The sequence below is a fragment of the Rhizobium sp. Root1334 genome (genome assembly GCF_001426665.1).
In the GTDB taxonomy this organism is placed as follows: Bacteria; Pseudomonadota; Alphaproteobacteria; order Rhizobiales; family Rhizobiaceae; genus Pararhizobium.
Map to the genome: position 1 here is coordinate 1 of NZ_LMEY01000004.1, position 18,614 is coordinate 18,614.

15 protein-coding genes are annotated in these 18,614 nt (G+C 60.3%); 4 read left to right on the top strand and 11 right to left on the bottom strand.

What is annotated here, in order from left to right; genetic code table 11:
* Nucleotides 1-318 precede the first annotated feature (318 nt).
* Both glgX and ASD36_RS09325 read left to right on the top strand, forming a co-directional pair.
* Entirely contained in the window at nucleotides 319-2,289 is a 1,971-nt protein-coding gene (glgX, locus tag ASD36_RS09320) for a glycogen debranching protein GlgX (protein WP_060502990.1), read from the top strand.
* A gap of 82 nt (nucleotides 2,290-2,371) precedes the next feature.
* Nucleotides 2,372-2,860, top strand: a complete 489-nt coding sequence (locus ASD36_RS09325; RefSeq protein ID WP_060502991.1) for a MaoC family dehydratase — start codon at nucleotides 2,372-2,374, stop codon at nucleotides 2,858-2,860.
* Nucleotides 2,861-2,962: 102 nt separating this feature from the next.
* Here ASD36_RS09325 and ASD36_RS09330 read toward each other — a convergent pair whose 3' ends face one another.
* From ASD36_RS09330 to ASD36_RS09345, 4 genes are read right to left on the bottom strand one after another with little or no spacing between them, the layout of a single operon-like run.
* Nucleotides 2,963-3,511: a sarcosine oxidase subunit gamma gene (locus ASD36_RS09330; RefSeq protein WP_060502992.1), complete on the bottom strand. Its 549-nt coding sequence runs from the start codon at nucleotides 3,509-3,511 to the stop codon at nucleotides 2,963-2,965.
* On the bottom strand, nucleotides 3,504-6,497 hold the full coding sequence (locus tag ASD36_RS09335; protein WP_060502993.1) for a sarcosine oxidase subunit alpha: 2,994 nt from the start codon (nucleotides 6,495-6,497) through the stop codon (nucleotides 3,504-3,506). Before ASD36_RS09335 ends, ASD36_RS09330 begins: the two co-directional genes overlap by 8 nt.
* Nucleotides 6,494-6,838, bottom strand: coding sequence for a sarcosine oxidase subunit delta (locus ASD36_RS09340; protein ID WP_060502994.1), 345 nt, complete (start codon nucleotides 6,836-6,838; stop codon nucleotides 6,494-6,496). Before ASD36_RS09340 ends, ASD36_RS09335 begins: the two co-directional genes overlap by 4 nt.
* Before the next feature lie 11 nt (nucleotides 6,839-6,849).
* Nucleotides 6,850-8,103, bottom strand: coding sequence for a sarcosine oxidase subunit beta (locus tag ASD36_RS09345; RefSeq protein WP_060502995.1), 1,254 nt, complete (start codon nucleotides 8,101-8,103; stop codon nucleotides 6,850-6,852).
* A 406-nt stretch (nucleotides 8,104-8,509) separates the two neighbouring features.
* Between ASD36_RS09345 and rpsU the strand changes: the two genes are divergently transcribed.
* Complete coding sequence (rpsU, locus tag ASD36_RS09350) at nucleotides 8,510-8,746, top strand: 30S ribosomal protein S21 (RefSeq protein ID WP_060502996.1); 237 nt, start codon at nucleotides 8,510-8,512, stop codon at nucleotides 8,744-8,746.
* A gap of 265 nt (nucleotides 8,747-9,011) precedes the next feature.
* Complete coding sequence (locus tag ASD36_RS09355; RefSeq protein WP_060503156.1) at nucleotides 9,012-9,899, top strand: tetratricopeptide repeat protein; 888 nt, start codon at nucleotides 9,012-9,014, stop codon at nucleotides 9,897-9,899.
* A 33-nt stretch (nucleotides 9,900-9,932) separates the two neighbouring features.
* Here the strand turns inward: ASD36_RS09355 and ASD36_RS09360 are convergent, their stop codons facing one another.
* The 7 genes from ASD36_RS09360 to ASD36_RS09390 form a co-directional block, all read right to left on the bottom strand.
* Complete coding sequence (locus ASD36_RS09360; protein WP_060509987.1) at nucleotides 9,933-11,138, bottom strand: GGDEF domain-containing protein; 1,206 nt, start codon at nucleotides 11,136-11,138, stop codon at nucleotides 9,933-9,935.
* 160 nt (nucleotides 11,139-11,298) lie between these two features.
* A complete protein-coding gene (locus ASD36_RS09365; protein ID WP_060502998.1) occupies nucleotides 11,299-12,699 on the bottom strand; it encodes an NAD(P)(+) transhydrogenase (Re/Si-specific) subunit beta in 1,401 nt (466 codons plus the stop codon).
* Between the two features lie 10 nt (nucleotides 12,700-12,709).
* Complete coding sequence (locus tag ASD36_RS09370) at nucleotides 12,710-13,120, bottom strand: proton-translocating transhydrogenase family protein (protein WP_060502999.1); 411 nt, start codon at nucleotides 13,118-13,120, stop codon at nucleotides 12,710-12,712.
* Nucleotides 13,121-13,182: 62 nt separating this feature from the next.
* Complete coding sequence (locus tag ASD36_RS09375; RefSeq protein WP_060503000.1) at nucleotides 13,183-14,337, bottom strand: Re/Si-specific NAD(P)(+) transhydrogenase subunit alpha; 1,155 nt, start codon at nucleotides 14,335-14,337, stop codon at nucleotides 13,183-13,185.
* A gap of 192 nt (nucleotides 14,338-14,529) precedes the next feature.
* On the bottom strand, nucleotides 14,530-14,754 hold the full coding sequence (locus ASD36_RS09380) for an aa3-type cytochrome c oxidase subunit IV (protein WP_060503001.1): 225 nt from the start codon (nucleotides 14,752-14,754) through the stop codon (nucleotides 14,530-14,532).
* 222 nt (nucleotides 14,755-14,976) lie between these two features.
* Nucleotides 14,977-15,726, bottom strand: coding sequence for a hypothetical protein (locus ASD36_RS09385; protein ID WP_060503002.1), 750 nt, complete (start codon nucleotides 15,724-15,726; stop codon nucleotides 14,977-14,979).
* A 228-nt stretch (nucleotides 15,727-15,954) separates the two neighbouring features.
* A complete protein-coding gene (locus tag ASD36_RS09390; protein ID WP_060503003.1) occupies nucleotides 15,955-18,264 on the bottom strand; it encodes an EAL domain-containing protein in 2,310 nt (769 codons plus the stop codon).
* Nucleotides 18,265-18,614: the final 350 nt, after the last annotated feature.

The following is an 18,614-nucleotide window of genomic DNA, read 5'->3' on the forward strand; positions in this document are numbered from 1 at the left end:
GGCGTGGTTATAGACCGTTGAGGAAGGCGACGATCTCCCTCTTCTCCCCATCGGGGAGAAGGTGGCCCGCAGGGCCGGATGAGGGGGGCGAAGCCACCTTTACCTGACGAAACCGGGCACACTGGGATTGAAAGCCATGGCAAAACGCTTGACTAACAAGACAGTCGCTCTCCCCGCCGGGGAGAAGGCGGAGTCCACCTCCCCCTCGAAAGGAGGTAAACATACCGCTTGCAACAAAGCCGAAAGCCGGAAAAAATCACTGTCAAACCAATCTGATACGAAACGTCCGAAGTCCCCGCATCATCCCGAGGTACCCCGATGCCGAACCTGCCCGCTTCTTCCCTCGGCGCCACGCTCACCGGCAGCGGCACGACCTTCGCGGTCCATTCTTCCTCGGCCTCGGGCATCGAGCTCTGCCTCTACGACGCGAGCGGCAACAACGAATTGCGCCGTCTGCCGATGCAACGCGGCGAAGACGATGTTTGCAGCCTGACAATCCCGGACGCCCCGTCGGGCACGCGGTACGGTTTTCGGGCTTCAGGAGATTACGATCCGGACAACGGCCTCTGGTTCGACCCCGCCAAGCTGCTGGTCGACCCCTATGCCCGTGAACTCGACCGGCCGTTCCATTACGATCCCCGCCTGTCGGCTTTCGGGGACGACACCGCCGATCTGGTGCCAAAGGCGATCGTGACCGCGCCGCAGAGCGCACAACGCCAGCCCCCGGTCTTCCAGACCGGCGGCCTGATTTACGAAGTTGCCGTCCGCCCCTTCACCATGCTGCATCCCGATGTGCCGGAACAGCAACGCGGCACCGTTGCGGCCCTTGCCCATCCCGCCGTCATCGCCCACCTGAAGCGCATCGGCGTTTCCGCCATCGAGCTGATGCCGATCACCGCCTGGATCGACGAGCGCCATCTGCCCCCGCTCGGCCTTACCAACGGCTGGGGCTACAATCCCGTCGCCTTCATGGCGCTCGACCCGCGCCTTGTGCCTGGCGGCATGACGGAACTGCGCGAAACGGTTGCGACCCTGCATGCCGCGGGCATTGGCGTTCTTCTCGATCTGGTCTTCAACCATTCCGGCGAAAGTGACCGCTTCGGCGCGACGCTCTCGATGCGCGGCCTCGACAACCATGCCTATTACCGCCACGCCGAGGACCGGCCCGGCGAACTGATCAACGACACAGGTACGGGCAACACCATCGCCTGCGATCACCCGGTGGTGCGCCAGTTGATCCTCGACAGCCTGCGCCATTTCGTTCTGTCGGCAGGCATAGACGGCTTCCGGTTCGATCTCGGCTCGATCCTCGGCCGAGATGCCAATGGTTTCCGCAGCGATGCCGCCCTGCTTACCGAAATGCGCACCGACCCAGTCCTGAAAGACCGCATCCTGATCGCCGAACCCTGGGATATCGGTCCCGGCGGCTACCAGCTCGGCAATTTCCCGGCCTCCTTCCTCGAATGGAACGACCGGGCGCGCGATGACCTGCGCCGCGTCTGGCGCGGTGATAGCCACACGATCGGCGATCTGGCGACGGCGCTCGCCGGCTCATCCAATATCTTCTCCCGCAATGGCGGTGAAAAGACCCGTAGCGTCAATTTCATCGCCGCCCATGATGGCTTCACGCTGATGGATCTCGTCTCCTATGCCGGCAAACACAACGAGGCGAATGGCGAGCACAATCGCGACGGCCACAACGAAAATCACTCCTGGAACAATGGCGTCGAAGGCGCAACAGCCGATCCCGAAGTTCTGGGCTTCCGCCGCCGCGATGTCATGGGCCTGCTCTCCACCCTGTTTGCCAGCCGCGGCGCCATCATGCTGACAGCGGGTGATGAAGGCGGCCGCAGTCAGCACGGCAACAACAACGCCTATTGCCAGGACAACGCCATCACCTGGGTCGATTGGAGCCAACTGGACGACACGCTTATCGCCCACACCGCCGCTCTGTCGCACATCCGCGCCCGCTTCGATGTCTTCAGCGATACCACGTTCTTTACCGGCAACGGTGATGTCGAGTGGCTGCGTTTCGACGGCCAACCGATGACGACGGGCGACTGGGAAAGCGCAACTACCGACCATCTGGTCATGCTGCTGTCCACCGGCGACAGGGACCAAAGCAGACGCACCCGGCTTGCCATCGCCATCAACCGCAGCCACGCGCCGCATGCGGTTCATCTGCCGGTCCGGCCGGGCTCGGGCTGGCAAAGCCTGCTACCGTCAGCCAACGCCGGTATCGGCATGACGGCGGCACGAAGTGTCAGTTTCCACGTCGAAATTTTGTAACCCTATACTGCTTCCCCGATTGCCGTTTTTCGAAAGAGCGGCATATAGAGAAACGGGGGGATGTTTTTGATCGGAAAAGAGAATGCCGCAGGAAATTTCGCTATCTGACGTCAAGAACCTGGTGGGCACCGAAGTCGGTATTTCCGACTGGATCACAGTGACGCAAGACACCATCGACAGCTTTGCCGGTGCCACCGACGACCATCAGTTCATCCATACGGACCCGATACGCGCCGCCGCAGAAACTCCGTTCGGCGGCACCATTGCCCACGGCTTCCTGTCACTCTCGCTGCTCTCGGCGATGAACTACAACTGCCTGCCGCGTGTGCGCGAACAGACGATGGGTATCAACTACGGCTTCGACAAGGTGCGCTTCATGACGCCGGTGAAAAGCGGCGCCAAGGTGCGCGGCCGCTTCACCATGGCCGAAGCCCGCTTCCGCGGCGCCGGCATGCTGATGGTCACCTATGAGGTTACCGTCGATATCGAAGGCGAACGCAAGCCGGCGCTGACGGCAACGTGGCTCACCATCATCCAGTTCGACCCGAAGGATCGGCCGGAGGATGCGTGATCCAGAGGCGATAGGAGACCCTCGGAACTGACCGCCGATTTCATGACCGTGGGGTCGGATCGCTCGAGTGAGCCCGGATGCCATCGAGACCGGGCTACACCATCAGTTCCCCGCGTCCTCGGCAGCTTCGGCGAGAAGCGTCGAGACATACGGCGAAAACGACCGCCAGCACTCGACCCGGAACGTATCTTCGGCAGTACGCAAAAGCACGATCTCGGCCTTGGCCAGAACCGTGCGCGAGCAGGCGCCAACCGGGAAGGCCGCCAGCGACAGGTCCTGCGGGCAGCCGCCGTTGATCGCCACAGCGGCACCCCGGCCCTTGACGATAATGGCCGTGTTGCGATGGGAAACATCGGTCGCCGAATGCAGCACGTTGCTGGACGCCACCGCTGCCATCAGGTCGGCCCCGTTCTCGTCGATGATGAGCCATTCATCCGGCCCGAGCCAGAGCGCGTGGCGGCCATTCGAAGATGCAGACGTCTTGGCTTTGGTGGGCAGCAACAGGCCGAGCACTCCCGAGAGAGCTGCAACAGCATCTGGCTTGGCCCTGAGCGATATCCGGGTTGCGGGAGAAGCGACGGAAAGCGCGGCAGCACCGGAGCCGCCGTGAAAGCCGGAAAGCGGCAGGGTACGGGTTGCGAGATCAGCCATTGATGCGGCCTCCTTCCTTGTCAAAGAACACCATGTCGCTCACCTCGACGGCGATCGTCTTGTCGGGCATCGGCACATACAGCGTCTGGCCAATCTTCGCCTTGCCGCCAGCAACCAGCGCCAGAGCGATCGAGCGGCCGCAGTTTTCCGACCAGTAGGCCGAGGTCACATGACCGATCATCGTCATCGGCAGCGGCTGGTTCGGATTGGCAACGATCTGCGCCCCCTCTTCCAGCACCACCGCCGGGTCCTTGGTCAAAAGCCCGACAAGCTGCTTGCGGCCATCGGCGACCAGATCGGGACGGCGCAGGCCGCGAATGCCGACGAAATCAGCCTTCCTCTTGCCGACCGCCCAGCCAAGCGAGGCATCGTCGGGGGTCACTGTCCCGTCGGTATCCTGACCGACGATGATGTAGCCCTTCTCGGCGCGCAGGATATGCATCGCCTCGGTGCCATAGGCGCAACCGCCGAGCGCTTCGGTCCGCTCGGAAATCGCCGCCCAGACGGCCGGGCCGAAATCGGCGGGAACGTTGACTTCGAAGCCGGTTTCGCCGGTAAACGACATGCGGAACAGCCGGGTCGGCACGCCGCAGATCTTGCCTTCGCGAACGCTCATATGCGGGAAGGCGTCGTTCGACAGATCGATACCTTCCACCAGCGGTCCGATGATCTCGCGCGCCTTCGGCCCCTGCACGGCGATGACAGCCCACTGCTCGGTAGCGGAGGTCAGCCAGACGTTCAGATGCGGAAACTCGGTCTGAAGATAGTCTTCCATATGGTTCATGACGCGGGCAGCGCCGCCCGTCGTCGTGGTGACATGGAAGCGGTCTTCCGCCATGCGGCCGACGACACCGTCGTCATAGACGAAGCCGTCTTCGCGAAGCATGATGCCATAGCGGCAGCGGCCGGGCTTCAGCGTATCCCAGCTATTGGTGTAGATCAGGTTGAGGAACTGCGCTGCATCCGGGCCGACAACCTCGATCTTGCCGAGCGTCGAGGCATCGAAGATACCGGCGACGTCGCGCACCGTCTTGCACTCGCGGTTGACGGCCTGATGCATGTCCTCACCAGCCCGCGGATAATACCAGGCACGCTTCCACTGGCCGACATCCTCGAACACTGCGCCTTGAGCTTCTTCCAGCGCATGCATCGGCGTCTTGCGGGTCGGGTCAAACAATTCGCCACGCGAATGGTTGATCAGCGTCCCGAAAGTCACCGGGGTATAGGGCGCACGGAACGTGGTGAGGCCAACCTTGGGGATTTCGCGGCCGAGCGTTTCAGCCGCGATCGCCAGACCATGGATGTTGGACAGCTTGCCCTGATCGGTCGCCATGCCATTGGTGGTGAAGCGCTTGATATGCTCGATCGAGTGCATGCCCTCGCGCACCGCAAGGCGAATGTCCTTGGCGCAGACGTCGTTCTGGAAATCGATGAACGCCTTGACGGTCGTGTCCGGTCCAGCGCCCTCCGCAGCGCCGGCCATGCCGCCGGTCCAGGCAAAGGCATTCGCGCCCTGAAGCGCCAGCTTTTGCGAGGCGGTAAAGCCCGAGGCATTCGACATCAGTTCGCCGGCCGCTAGCGATTCCTCGATGGTCGCCTGCAAATCGTTGGTGCCATTGCAGGCACCGACCGACAGGCAGTCCTGCGCATAGGTGCCAGGCAGGAAGCGCTGCGTCTCGGCGTCATAGGCGACCTTACCGCGCGACTGCGAGAACATGTGCACCGAAGGCGTCCAGCCCGCCGACATCAACAGCGCATCGATGGCGATCTTGCGCGCACCGCCGCCGCCATTGCGGGCAACCGACATGGAGGAAACCCGAAGCTTGCCGCCGGTATCGACAACAGCGTGACCAGCCAGCACTTCGATGCCAAGGGAACGCGCTTCGGCCAGCACCGCTTCGCCCGGCTGCTCCCTGGTATCAACGATAGCAGCAACGGTAATACCGGCGCGCTTCAGATCGAAGGCAGCCTCATAGGCGGAATCGTTGGCCGTGTAGACGCCAACCTTCTTGCCGACGGCGACGCCGAAATGGTTGAGGAACGTGCGGGCGGCGGATGCCAGCATGATGCCCGGACGGTCATTGTTGGCAAACACCATATGCCGCTCGATGGCGCCGGTGGCGATGATGACGCGCTTGGCGCGGACCTGCCAGAGGCGCTCGCGCGGCAGTTTTTTATCCGGCTTGGCCAGATGCTCCGTCACCCGCTCGTTCAGGCCGACGAAATTCTGGGCGTAATAGCCGAACGCCGTCGTGCGCGGCAGGACGGTGACGTTGTCCATCTTCGCCAGATTGGCGGCGGTGGCCTGAGCCCAGGAATAACCGTCCTGTCCATCGATCGTGACGCTCTTGTCGTAATGCAGTGCACCGCCAACTTCCGGCTGCTCGTCACAGATGATGACCCGCGCGCCAGTCTTGGCGGCGGCAAGCGCTGCCGAAAGGCCAGCCACCCCGGCGCCAATCACCAGAACATCGCAATGGGCGTAGCGGCTGGAATAATGATCGGTGTCGTCTTCGGTCGGCGACACGCCGAGACCCGCCGCCGCACGGATTTGCGGCTCGTAGACGTGTTTCCAGGCCTGCTTCGGCCACATGAAGGTCTTGTAGTAGAAACCGGCGGCAAAGAACGGTGCCAGCAGGTTGTTGACCGCGCCAACGTCGAAGGCGAGCGACGGCCAGCGGTTCTGCGAGATGACCTTCATGCCGTCAAAGACGTCCTGCACGGTGGCCCGCACGTTCGGCTGCTTGCGGGCAGCATCGCGCTCAACGCCGATCAACGCATTCGGCTCTTCCGCACCAGCCGACACGATGCCGCGTGGACGGTGATACTTGAACGAGCGGCCGACCAGATGAACGCCGTTGGCCAGCAGCGCCGAGGCGACGGTATCGCCTTCAAGGGCGGCATAGCTCTTGCCGTCGAAGAAGATTCGGGCGGTTTTTGCAGGGGTGAGACGGCCTGCACCGGGGATACGATTGGCGCCGCTCATTTAGCATTCGACTCCGTGGCTTCATAGGTTTCGACTGTCGCTTCCGTTGCCGGACGCAGCGTGCTGAGATCCGGGCGCGGCAAGCCGGCCTTGTAAGTGGTCAGGAATTTGTCGCTGACGGTATCGCGGGCAGCATTGAAGAAGCGGCCACAACCGTTCAGATGCCGCCAGCGCTCGAAGGTCAGCCCCTTGACGTTGTCGCGCAGGAAGAAGAAGGCCTCGAATTCCTCATCGGTCATCTCGGTCATGTTGGTGGGACGGGCGATATGCGCGTCACCGGCCTGGCGGAATTCGAGCTCTGAACGCTCTTCCTCGCAATAGGGGCAGTAGATCAAAAGCATGGTGTTTCCCCTTAGTGCGCAACGGCGGCGGCGGCCGCTTCGTCGATCAGGCGGCCCGAACGGAAACGTTCCAGCGTGAACGGCGCATTGATCTTGTGCGGCGCGTCGTTGGCGATGGTATGGGCAAAGACATTGGCCGAACCCGGCGTTGCCTTGAAGCCGCCGGTGCCCCAGCCACAGTTGACGTAAAGGCCGGAAACCGGAGTCTTGGCGAGGATCGGCGAGCGATCCGGCGTCACGTCGACAATACCGCCCCAGGAACGCATCATCTTCATGCGCCGGAAGATCGGGAAGAGTTCGCAGATGGCATCCAGCGTGTGGGTGATGATCTGCAGACCGCCAGTCTGGGAATAGGACGAATACTGGTCAGTCCCGGCGCCGATGACGAGCTCGCCCTTGTCGGACTGCGAGATGTAGGCGTGTACGGTGTTGGACATGACCACGCAAGGAAAGATCGGCTTGATCGGCTCCGACACCAGCGCCTGCAGCGGATAGCTGACCAGCGGCATGCGCACGCCGGCCATCTCCATCAGCACCGAGGTATGACCGGCAGCCACGACGCCGACCTTCTTGGCATTGATCTGGCCGCGATTGGTATCGACACCAGCGACGGAACCATCCGGATTGCGGCGGATGCCGGTGACTTCACAATTCTGGATGATATGAACGCCGCGATCGGCAGCCGCACGGGCGTAACCCCAGGCGACGGCGTCGTGACGCGCAGTACCGCCGCGCCGCTGCAGGGCGGCACCGTTGATCGGGTAGCGGGCGGTGCGGGAAATATCGAGCGGCGGGCAGAATTCTTTCGCCTGTTCCGGCGTCAGCCATTCATTGTCGATGCCGTTCAGGCGGTTGGCATGGATATGGCGTTTGAACACCTGCTGGTCATGGATGTTGTGCGACAGCATCATCACGCCGCGGGCCGAGTACATCACGTTGTAGTTGAGATCCTGGCTGAGCCCGTCCCAGAGCTTCAAGGCGTGATCGTAGATCCCCGCACTTTCGTCATAGAGATAATTGGAGCGGATGATGGTGGTGTTGCGGCCGGTATTGCCGCCACCGAGCCAGCCCTTTTCGAGCACGGCGATATTGGTGATGCCGTGTTCCTTGGCGAGGTAATAGGCGGTGCCCAGGCCATGGCCGCCGGCGCCGATGATGATGACATCATATTCCTTGCGCGGCTCGGGCGAGGTCCACTGAGCCTCCCATCCCCTGTGGCCGCGCATCGCTTCGCGAGCGACAGCAAAAACCGAATATTTGCGCATCCGCTTTCACACTCCGTAGTCCTGCCAGAAGGCCGGTGAATTTCTTGTGGTCGATCCTAGAAATCGCAAATCCCGAACTTCCGCAACGTTTCTTTTGCGACGCGAGACGGCGCTTGTCGCACGAGTTGCGACATGCCGCTTTCCGGGCACAATATAAGGCAGCGCCCATATTGGAAGCTGCAGCACACCGGGCCTGCTTCAGTGCGGTTACCGTTGCCGGAGCCGCGAAGCCATGGTTTTCCGGCGCTTTCGGCCGCCAAAAGCAACTGGAAGCTGGACTTTGAGCAACCGATCTGGTATCCGCTCTCTCAATCGTAAAGCTTCCGGGCTCCGCGAACTATATTTTTTTGCCTCGTTGACCTGATTTCATGAGGCGATCACTCCAAACTGAAGGAACGGGATTCTCGTGCAGGTACTAGTCCGCGACAACAATGTCGATCAAGCGCTTCGCGCACTCAAGAAGAAGCTGCAGCGCGAAGGCGTTTTCCGCGAAATGAAGATGCGTGAGGCCTACGAAAAGCCATCCCAGAAGCGCGCCCGCGAAAAGGCTGAAGGCGTTCGCCGCATTCGCAAGCTGGCCCGCAAGCGCCTGCAGCGCGAAATGGGTATCGTTACCCCCCGCCCTTCGGCGGCAGCGCGCTGATCAGCGTTTACGGCGTATTTGACGCGTAAATTGGGCGGGGGCGACATGATCGCCACCGCTCTTTCTGTTTCAATCGCATGTTGCCGGATATAATTCCTGACACAGGCGACGGGCGCGCAGAGCGTGCTACACTGTCTTCGGACACGGAGCGCATCGATGACGATGCATCTGACGCTCCAGAACATTGAAACTGTGCATGCTGGCCCGGTCTGCCGCTTCAGGCCCGGGACATGCCGAGACGCTTCGCTTAACGAGGGAATCAATCTTGACATCGACTGCCAGGACTGCGGATTTTTCCGACCATACCGGCCTTGCCGGGCGCTCCAATCGGCGCGGTTTTGCCCTCGCCTCCATGCTGGCTGTGACGGGCGCACTTGTCCTTTCCGGCTGCTCGACCGCAGATACGCCAAGCAACATGATGCGGGTCGAGCGGGCACAGGGAAGCAACGAGAACATTGCGTCTCTGTCTGCCGTGATCGCCGCCAATCCGAGCGACCCGGAAGGCTACAATGTCCGTGGTTCCGCCTACGGCCGCGCGGGTGAATTCCGCCGGGCACTCGCCGATTTCAACAAGGCGATCGAGCTCAATCCGCAATTCTATCAGGCCTATGCCAACCGCGCGCTTGTCCAGCGCAACATGGGCGACCAGTCGGCAGCGCAGTCCGATTACAACAAGGCCTTGCAGCTCAACCCGCGTTATGACGTCGCCTTCATCGGCCGCGGCAATCTTTACCGTCAGGCCGGACAGCTGGATCAGGCGTTTGCCGATTTCAACAAGGCCATCGAACTCGACACGACAGACCCGCGCGCCTATCACAACCGTGGCTTGATCTATCAGGCCCGCAAGCAGCATGCCCAGGCGATCGAAGATTTTTCGACGGCGATCTCGCTGTCACCAAGCGCGCCGGAGCCCTATAACGGCCGTGGCATTTCCTATGTTGCCACCAATGACGACGACAATGCGTTCGCAGATTTCAACACCGCGATCAACCTGAACGGCAAGATCGCCGAATCCTGGGCCAACCAGGCGCTGGTCTATGAGCGGCGCGGCGACAAGGCGAAGGCAGCGAAGTCCTACGGTCACGCACTGTCGCTGGATCCGAAATACGAACCGGCTCGCGCCGGTCTTGCCCGCGTCAAGGCTGCCGGCTGACGAGACAAGGCGCGGCGTCACGCCGCGCGCCGGTCACGCGACCGCAGCTACAGGGATTGGGCGCTCAACAATCGTACGATTGCGCCCCTCCCGTTTGGCCTCGTAAAGCAGCTGATCTGCACGATCGAGAGCCGCCCAGGCCGTTTCCTGCGGTTGCAGCAGCACACCTCCGATACTGGCCGTCACGAAAGCGCAGATATCCGAAGTGGCGTGATCGATGCGAAGCCCTCGCACCGCGGCGCAAAGCTCATCCATGCGGCCCTTCAGCGACGCTTCCCCGCAATCGTAGAGAACAAGCGCGAACTCCTCTCCGCCCATCCGGCAGGCCAGGTCGAGCGGACGGTGCGCAAAGGCGTCCAGGCACGCCGCCACGCATTGCAAGGCCAGATCACCGGCCTGATGCCCGTAGCGATCATTGTAACGCTTGAAAAAGTCGACATCGAGCAACAGCAAGCCGACGGGTACGTTTTCGCGCCGGGCCTGCTGGCGGACCGTCTCAAGCTGCTCATCAAGACCACGCCGGTTGGCAAGCCCGGTCAGCGGATCGTGTGACGCCTGCTCCTTGAGAATGCCGCGCAGAAGGAATTGCTCCCGATGCGCACGCTCCCGCAGATAACCGCCGACTGCCGAGAAGACCAGCGTCAGAAGCAGCATGGCGTTGAATTGCAGCCCTTGCAGTTCCAGTGGTAGCAGCCAGTATCGCAACGCGAAGGTCAGGACGACAACCCCTAAGGCCAGTTCGAAGCTGTGACGGAAACGGAGCCCCAGCGGCGAGAACGCTCCCATGACGAATAGAAGCTGGGCGAATTCGGCGTGCCCCAGACCGTTGCGCTTGTAGAGGCAGACCGACACCGCCCCACACACCGCAAGCGCCAGCACGGTAGCGATCGACAAAGGTGCTGCCCGCGACGCCCCACCCTGGCGATGGCAAAGATACAGGCAGACAAGCAGGAACAGGACCGCCACCACCCGGCTTGCCAGAATGCCCCACATATCGGCGGTGAGATCTGGAAACTGCCCCATCAAAGGGAGCCGGACAAAATCGGAAACTCCGAAGAGAATGATGAATGCCAGGGAGAAAACCGCACTGACCATCGCGGGCCGGCGCTCGTCCTTGTCGATCTGAAGCGCATATTCGCGCTCCATCTCGTCCGGGAAGCGCAACCACCCGATGCCCGCATCAAGCTGCCGGGCGTAGCGCCCGATCCGGGCATGACCGAATTGCGAAGATGAACTCATGATCCTCTTTCGTACCGGCGCCACGCATTGCAGCTGGCACCCGACGATAGGCGAGGACAATTGAATTTCGATTAAAATGCCGGGCGGGAAGGACGTCCGGATTGATACACGATGGAGTGCCGCCTTAACGGACGGCACTCCAGGTTCAGCGGTTCATCGCTTAGTGGTTCATGGCCTTGACGATATCATCGGTCATCTTCTTGGCGTCGCCGAGCAGCATCATGGTGCCGTCCTTGTAGAACAGCGTATTGTCGATGCCAGCATAACCGGAGCCGAGAGAGCGCTTGACGAACAGGCAGGTCTTGGCCTTATCGACATCGAGGATCGGCATGCCGTAGATCGGCGACGTCTTGTCGTCGCGCGCCGCCGGATTGGTGACGTCGTTGGCGCCGATGACATAGGCGACATCGGCCTGCGCAAACTCGGAATTGATATCCTCAAGTTCGAACACCTCATCATACGGCACGTTGGCTTCGGCGAGCAGCACGTTCATATGGCCCGGCATACGGCCGGCAACCGGATGAATGGCATATTTCACTTCGACACCGTTGGCCTTCAGCGCATCGGCAAGCTCGCGCACGGCGTGCTGCGCCTGCGCAACAGCCATGCCGTAGCCCGGCACGATGATCACTTTCGACGCATTGGCCATCAGGAAGGCGGCATCGTCGGCCGAGCCCTGCTTGACCGTACGCTGCACGCCATCGTCGCTGGTTGCGGCTGCGGCATCGCCGCCAAAGCCGCCTAGGATGACCGAGATGAAGGAGCGGTTCATGCCCTTGCACATGATGTAGGACAGGATCGCGCCGGACGAGCCGACCAGCGCACCGGTGATGATCAGCGCCAGATTGCCAAGCGTGAAGCCGATACCGGCGGCGGCCCAGCCGGAGTAGGAATTCAGCATCGAGACGACGACCGGCATGTCGGCGCCACCGATCGGCACGATCAGCAGAACGCCGAGCGCCAGCGACAGAACGACAATCGCCCAGAAATCGAAATGACTTTCCGACGCCGCAAGACCGACGATGAAGAAGATGATCAGCAGCAGAAGCGCCGCGTTGATGACATGGCGGAACGGCAGCATGATCGGCTTGCCCGACATGCGCCCGTCAAGCTTCAGGAAGGCGACGATCGAGCCGGTAAAGGTGATCGCACCGATGGCAACGCCGAGCGCCATTTCGACCAGCGCCTGCGCGTGGATCGAACCAATCTCGCCGATACCGAAGGACGACGGCGTATAGAGTGCGGAGGCTGCGACCAAGACGGCGGCAAGGCCGACCAGCGAATGGAAGCCGGCCACCAGCTGCGGCATCGAGGTCATCGGGATGGAACGGGCGATGTAGGCACCTGCACCACCGCCAATGGCAAGACCGAGCACGATCAGCACCAGGCCGCCAAACGACGGGGTGGCAAGGAGCAGCGTCGTGACGATGGCGATGCCCATGCCCACCATGCCGAGGATATTGCCGCGGCGCGAGGTGGTCGGATGCGATAGGCCGCGCAGCGCCATGATGAACAGGACACCGGAAACCAGATAGAGGAAGGCTGCGATATTGGCACTCATGACGGCAGCCTCACTTCTCTTTTTTCTTGTACATAGCGAGCATGCGCTGGGTCACCAGGAAGCCGCCGAAGATGTTGACCGAGGCAAGGATCAGCGCCACGAAGCCGAAGCCTGTGGCGAGGCCGGACGCCGAGATGCCGACCGCAAGCAGCGCGCCGACGACAATAACCGAGGAAATCGCGTTGGTGACCGCCATCAGCGGCGTATGCAGCGCCGGCGTTACCGACCAAACCACGTAATAGCCGACGAAGATCGACAGAACGAAGATTGCCAGCTGAAACACGAACGGGTCGATCGCGCCACCACTCAATCCGTGAACAACATTACCGGCGGCATCCGGCACATATTCGGCGGCAGTGCGCACCGCTTCGACCGCCCGGTCGAGGTCGCCGATCGCCTTGTCGAGCATCTCATTGGCCATCATATTTCTCCCTTAGGCAGCCGCACTTCTCCCCGAAGCACGCGCGCTGCCCTCTCCAATTTTCAAGCTGTTGCTGTGGCCACGGCCGGCGATGCAAAGTTTGGATGCACCACGGCACCGCCATGCGTCAGCATCGTCGCCTTGACGAGTTCGTCCTCGGCATTGAGCGCAAGCGCCTTGGTCTCCTTGGAAACCATGGTTTCAAGGAAGGTCACGAGGTTCTTGGCATAGAGGACCGAGGCGGAAGCGGCGATACGGCCCGGCATATTCGTATAGCCGACGACCTTGACGCCCTCGACCTCGACCACTTGATCGGCAACCGCACCTTCGACATTGCCGCCACGCTCGACAGCGAGATCAACGGCGATCGAGCCGGGTTTCATGGCTTTCAGCATCTCGCGGGTAATCAGCCGTGGTGCCGGACGGCCCGGGATCAAAGCCGTGGTAATGACGATGTCCTGCTTGGCGAGGTGCTCGGCGGTCAGCACCGCCTGCTTGGCCTTATATTCCGCCGACATCTCCTTGGCGTAACCGCCTGCAGTTTCGGCCGCCTTGAATTCCTCGTCCTCGACCGCAATGAACTTGGCGCCGAGCGAAGCGACCTGTTCCTTGGAGGCCGGGCGAACGTCGGTGGCGGAGACGACCGCGCCGAGACGCCGTGCCGTGGCAATCGCCTGCAGACCGGCAACGCCCGCCCCCATGACGAAGACTTTCGCAGCAGGAACAGTGCCCGCCGCCGTCATCATCATCGGCATGGCCCGGTCATATTCGGATGCAGCTTCGATCACCGCCTGATAGCCGGCAAGGTTGGCCTGTGACGACAGCACGTCCATCGACTGGGCACGGGTGATGCGCGGCATCAATTCCATCGCAAAGGCAGATACACCGGCCTTGGCCATATCTGCCAGCGCCTGATCATTCCCATAGGGATCCATGATCGCCAGCACGATGGCGCCGGACTTGTAGCCGGCAACTTCGGCAGAGGACGGACGGCGCACCTTCAGCACCACATCGGCACTTGCAGCATCGGCAGCAGAACCGATTACAGCGCCGGCCTTCTCGAACTCGCTATCAGGAATACGTGATAACGTGCCGGCACCGGCCTGCACGACAACCTCGAAGCCGAGGGTCTTGAGCTTCTTCACACTCTCGGGTGATGCCGCAATACGGCCCTCGCCCGGAAATGTTTCCAACGGTATGAATACGGTTTCTGCCACAGGTTCCTCCCTGACACGGGCGGGAACACGGCGGACCGCGATTTCCACTCTCCCGCACACTCTTAAATCACGCTTTGAACCACCCTCCGGCAGCCCGCGCGCATGTCTACCATGGCCTGGAAACCGCCGGGCCATGGAAAAGCCGGCACCTCACTCCCAAGTGCCGCTTTCATCAAAACTTTGGAAAACCGGTCAGCGCAGAAGAACGAAACCGGCGATATTGAGGAGAATGAAGAGAACGAAGGCGGTGAAGAAGCCGGCGCTGGTGAAGAAACCGGCAGCCATGGCGATCAGCAACGCGACGCAGAAGATCGTGACAATCTTAGTGCCTTCGAGGAAGAAGTTGTAGGTCTTCTCGTGTTCGGCATAATCCATCGGTGCGCCCAATTCGGCCGGTCCGGAATGATGTTCAGCCATCGTCCATATCTCCCTGAAATTCAGCCACACCCTACTCTGCCCCTGGTGGCGAGCGCAGCATCCCGTCTCTATTCCATTCTATGCGCATCCGACGTGCCCGAAAGCATCGATCGCGCATAGGTGGCCTTACACAAAGCCACAGTCAAACGCAACGAAAACTGCAGGCGCAACATGCGGCATAACGGTTGATAAGATAGCCACCTCCGCTACGCCAAAGCCCGATCAGGACTGGCTGCGCGCGCGGCTCTGCATCGTCAACGCCAGACGCGCGGTTGGCAGCACCGTCAGTGGCGCATACTGCGCCTCCCGGTCATCGCCGAACATCATGCGCCGCTCGAACGGTTCCGAATCGAAGAACGGAAACCGGGTATAGAGCCAGGGACGGATCTCGCGGACGCGGGCAGCGAGCAGCGTCAGGTCGATCTTGTAGTCGCCGCAGTTCTTTTGCGGGGAGACAATCGTATCGGCATCGAAAACCCGCTTGTAGAAGGCTGCGTGCTGCGGCTTTACCAGCGACAGGCAGCGATCGACGTCGAAATGCTCGGACGCCATGGTGGCAACGCGCAGAGTGAGATACGGGATGGCTGGCATTTCCTTCAGGATTTCCGGATCGGCGGCAAGCCGGACCGGATCGATCAACGACAGACCCGCATCGAGAAAGCTGTCGATCTCCGCCCCAAAGACGGACCCGGACGAACTGATCCGATGCTCCGGCGTCACATGGTGCACCCGCACGGTGCTGATCAAGCGCTCTTCGAAATAGATTCCGAAAACATAGGCGTGACTGTCGAAATCAATGTCATCAATGAGCATCGTGCCGGACAAGGGCAATATATCGGCCATCTTATAGGCCTTGAAACGGATACGGGCGACATCTTCCATGTCCTCCCCTGTTTCGACCCTTCGATATTCAACATGATCCAACAGTTCCAGCAGTCGCTCTGAAAACCTGTTCTGCTGCTCCACTTTCATTTCATCAAACGCCCCCGTTGAAGGGGGCATTCATCTTCCAAACGGAGGCACCTCACAATGTTTTAATAGATTATTAAGCATAAACCATTTGTTAAGGTTAACAGGTAGTTAATGCTAAATTATCATTGTGTATTTTGGCAGCGTAACAGCTTGAAACAGGTCGCATTCCGGCATCTCGGAATGATCACCTGGCTGGATCAAAAAAAGCTGCAGAAAGAGGTTGGATATCTAAGCCGTGCGCCGATTGCGCCGTTTTGGCACGGAAAGCTTCTTCAACAAGGTATCCGACAGGCTTTCGATCGCCAGCGAAGGCATGGGGGCTGCGAAGACATATCCCTGGATCAGGTCGGCACATTTGTACTGATTGATCAGCGCCAGCTGATCGTTGGTCTCGACCCCTTCGATGACGATTTTCAACCCGAGCTCGCGCGACAGGTTGACCATGCCGCGCAGAAGCTTGAAGCGTCGCGCATCCTCGCGGATGTTGCGCACGAAGGAGCGGTCGATCTTGATGATATCGAGCGGCAGTGCATCGAGATAACTGAGGCTCGAATACCCTGTTCCGAAATCATCGATGGCGATGGTAATACCGCGGGCGCGCAATTCCTGGAGGATCGTCTGCACCTTGGCCGCTTCTTCCATCAGGCAGCTTTCGGTCACCTCAAGGTGAAGCCGCGATGGATCCAGGCCGGTTTCAGACAGAATATCCGCGACGATCGGAATGATTTCGCCATTGCGCAGATCAAGGACTGACAGATTGACGGAAACGGCGATGTGACTGGGCCATTTCAGGCAATCAAGGCAGGCTTGGCGCAGCATGAATTTGGTGATGTTGGAAACAACACCGATTTCCTCGGCCAATTGAATGAACACATCCGGCGCGACCGGGCCGCGCTCGGGGTGGATCCAGCGCGCGAGCGCCTCGCAGCATTCGACGCGCGAGCCATCGGCGAGGAACATCGGCTGATAGGCAATCGACAGCCCACCCGTTTCAATCGCATCTCGCAGATCGGTCTTCATTTTCTGCCGGTCGAGATAGTTCGCGTCCATTTCCGCTTCGAACGCGGTGCAGCTTCCCTTTTCACGGCTCTTGCTTTCAAACAGCGCCAGGTCGGCCTTGATCTGCATGTCTTCAAGACGGAAATCTGAGCTATCGGCAATCACATAGCCGGCGCTCATCGCGATATTGAAGGTAAAGCCGCTGGCAAGATAAGCGCCGCGCATTTGCGCATGCACCGCCCGTATCCGCTCTTCGAGAAGACGGCGGTTGCTTTCGCCCGCAAAGAACAGAACGAATTCGTCGCCCATCAGGCGTGCAGCAATCGCCTTGTCTCCCGTCACCTTCTTCAATCGTTCGGAAATCGCACACAGCAACCTGTCGCCAACGACGTGGCCGCGCGTATCGTTGACATGCTTGAATTCGGCGACATCCAGAACCATGAAGCCGGTCACGCCGGTGCGGTTCTGATCGGCAAGCGCATTGCTCACCAGTTCGCCGAAATAATCACGATTTGGCAGACCGGTCAGCGTATCGAACCGCACCATCTGCAGGATTTTCTTTTCCGCCCGCACACGCGCCGTGACGTCTTCAAAGATCAACACAATGCCGCCATTGGCACGGCGGCTTGCTGAAAACTCGAGAAACAGATCGTCGGAGAACGGAATGAGCGCACGCGACTGAATGCCCTGCATCAACTGGCCCAGCTGCTTCAGCACCTGTTTTGCCTGATCCTGTTCCAGAAACGTGTGACGGACACCATAGCGCAGAACGGCATCGAGATGGCAATCCTTCAGGCGATCGCGATCGCCGAGATTGAGCAGTTCGCAGGCCCGTCGGTTGGCGACCAGAATACGGTTGTCGGCATCGAGCATGAACAGGCCATGCGGCATATTGTTGAGCGCAAGGTCGAAACGGCCGGCGATGGTTGAAATCTCCCGCGCGGCCAAAACGTTCTTGTGCAAGGTTTCGCGCACACCCCGGGCCATCGCCCAGGTCGTCAGAACAAACGGCACGATCAAGACGGCCAGCAATGCCATGAACCAGTCCATCAGGCCCAGCAGGCCGAGGATGATCGGGCCGCAAGCCGACAGGGACATGACGACGACGGCACGCGCCGAACCATAATTGCGGCCGACGAGCGACACCATGGTGGCAAGCGTCACGGAAATGCAGGCGAGTTCGGCAAAGGGATCGCGGCTGACGAGAATTGCGTAACCACAGGCTATGCCGAGCGTCATGGTGGCGCAGACACCTCCGGCATTATAGCGATTTTCCCAGCGGCGGATGCCTTCAAAATCCAGAGAGGCCAGGTTCTCGCGATCAAACCGCCGCATATCGATGCCACGCACGAACCAGATCAGCACAATCGCGATCGTGCAGCCGATGAAGAAGGGGTCACTGGTTTTTGCAAAGACGAGCAGGAATGTCACGACATGCGACAGCATGCCGATCAACAATGTCTGGCGGTAATCGTAGAGCGAGCTTACGAACGAAAGATACACATCGGTCGGAAGAGCGCTCTGTTCATTTGACTTCATGAACCCCCTGCTCCGGTTTGGCGAAGTGTTATTCCCGAGGGTTTAACGAAAGATTTCGCGCGCTTACCGGAAAAAATCTTCCCATATATTAGGCAAATTGGCTCAAACACGCCGGCATTGCAGATATTCAACCCAGTATTGCAGCAGGCTCCGCGGAGTAATGCTTTTATACAACCTTGCATGGTTTCGGCTGCGAGCCGGTTATTCGCGCACGCCAAAGCGAAGCCTTCTTCAAAACTGTTCCCAAGGATTTATCTGTCGCAATGGTTACTGCAGTTCTAAGGCAAAAAGCCAGATCTTGCCAGTCGCTTGCAACCGGTTTAGGCACGCTGCAGCCAGCATCGGAATTG

Bases quoted from the DNA above. Each gene is read 5' to 3' on its own strand.
- glgX (WP_060502990.1), top strand. From the start codon at position 319: ATGCCGAACCTGCCCGCTTCTTCCCTCGGCGCCACGCTCACCGGCAGC.
- ASD36_RS09325 (WP_060502991.1), top strand. From the start codon at position 2,372: ATGCCGCAGGAAATTTCGCTATCTGACGTCAAGAACCTGGTGGGCACC.
- ASD36_RS09330 (WP_060502992.1), bottom strand. From the start codon at position 3,511: ATGGCTGATCTCGCAACCCGTACCCTGCCGCTTTCCGGCTTTCACGGC.
- ASD36_RS09335 (WP_060502993.1), bottom strand. From the start codon at position 6,497: ATGAGCGGCGCCAATCGTATCCCCGGTGCAGGCCGTCTCACCCCTGCA.
- ASD36_RS09340 (WP_060502994.1), bottom strand. From the start codon at position 6,838: ATGCTTTTGATCTACTGCCCCTATTGCGAGGAAGAGCGTTCAGAGCTC.
- ASD36_RS09345 (WP_060502995.1), bottom strand. From the start codon at position 8,103: ATGCGCAAATATTCGGTTTTTGCTGTCGCTCGCGAAGCGATGCGCGGC.
- ASD36_RS09360 (WP_060509987.1), bottom strand. From the start codon at position 11,138: ATGAGTTCATCTTCGCAATTCGGTCATGCCCGGATCGGGCGCTACGCC.
- ASD36_RS09365 (WP_060502998.1), bottom strand. From the start codon at position 12,699: ATGAGTGCCAATATCGCAGCCTTCCTCTATCTGGTTTCCGGTGTCCTG.
- ASD36_RS09370 (WP_060502999.1), bottom strand. From the start codon at position 13,120: ATGGCCAATGAGATGCTCGACAAGGCGATCGGCGACCTCGACCGGGCG.
- ASD36_RS09380 (WP_060503001.1), bottom strand. From the start codon at position 14,754: ATGGCTGAACATCATTCCGGACCGGCCGAATTGGGCGCACCGATGGAT.
- ASD36_RS09385 (WP_060503002.1), bottom strand. From the start codon at position 15,726: ATGAAAGTGGAGCAGCAGAACAGGTTTTCAGAGCGACTGCTGGAACTG.
- ASD36_RS09390 (WP_060503003.1), bottom strand. From the start codon at position 18,264: ATGAAGTCAAATGAACAGAGCGCTCTTCCGACCGATGTGTATCTTTCG.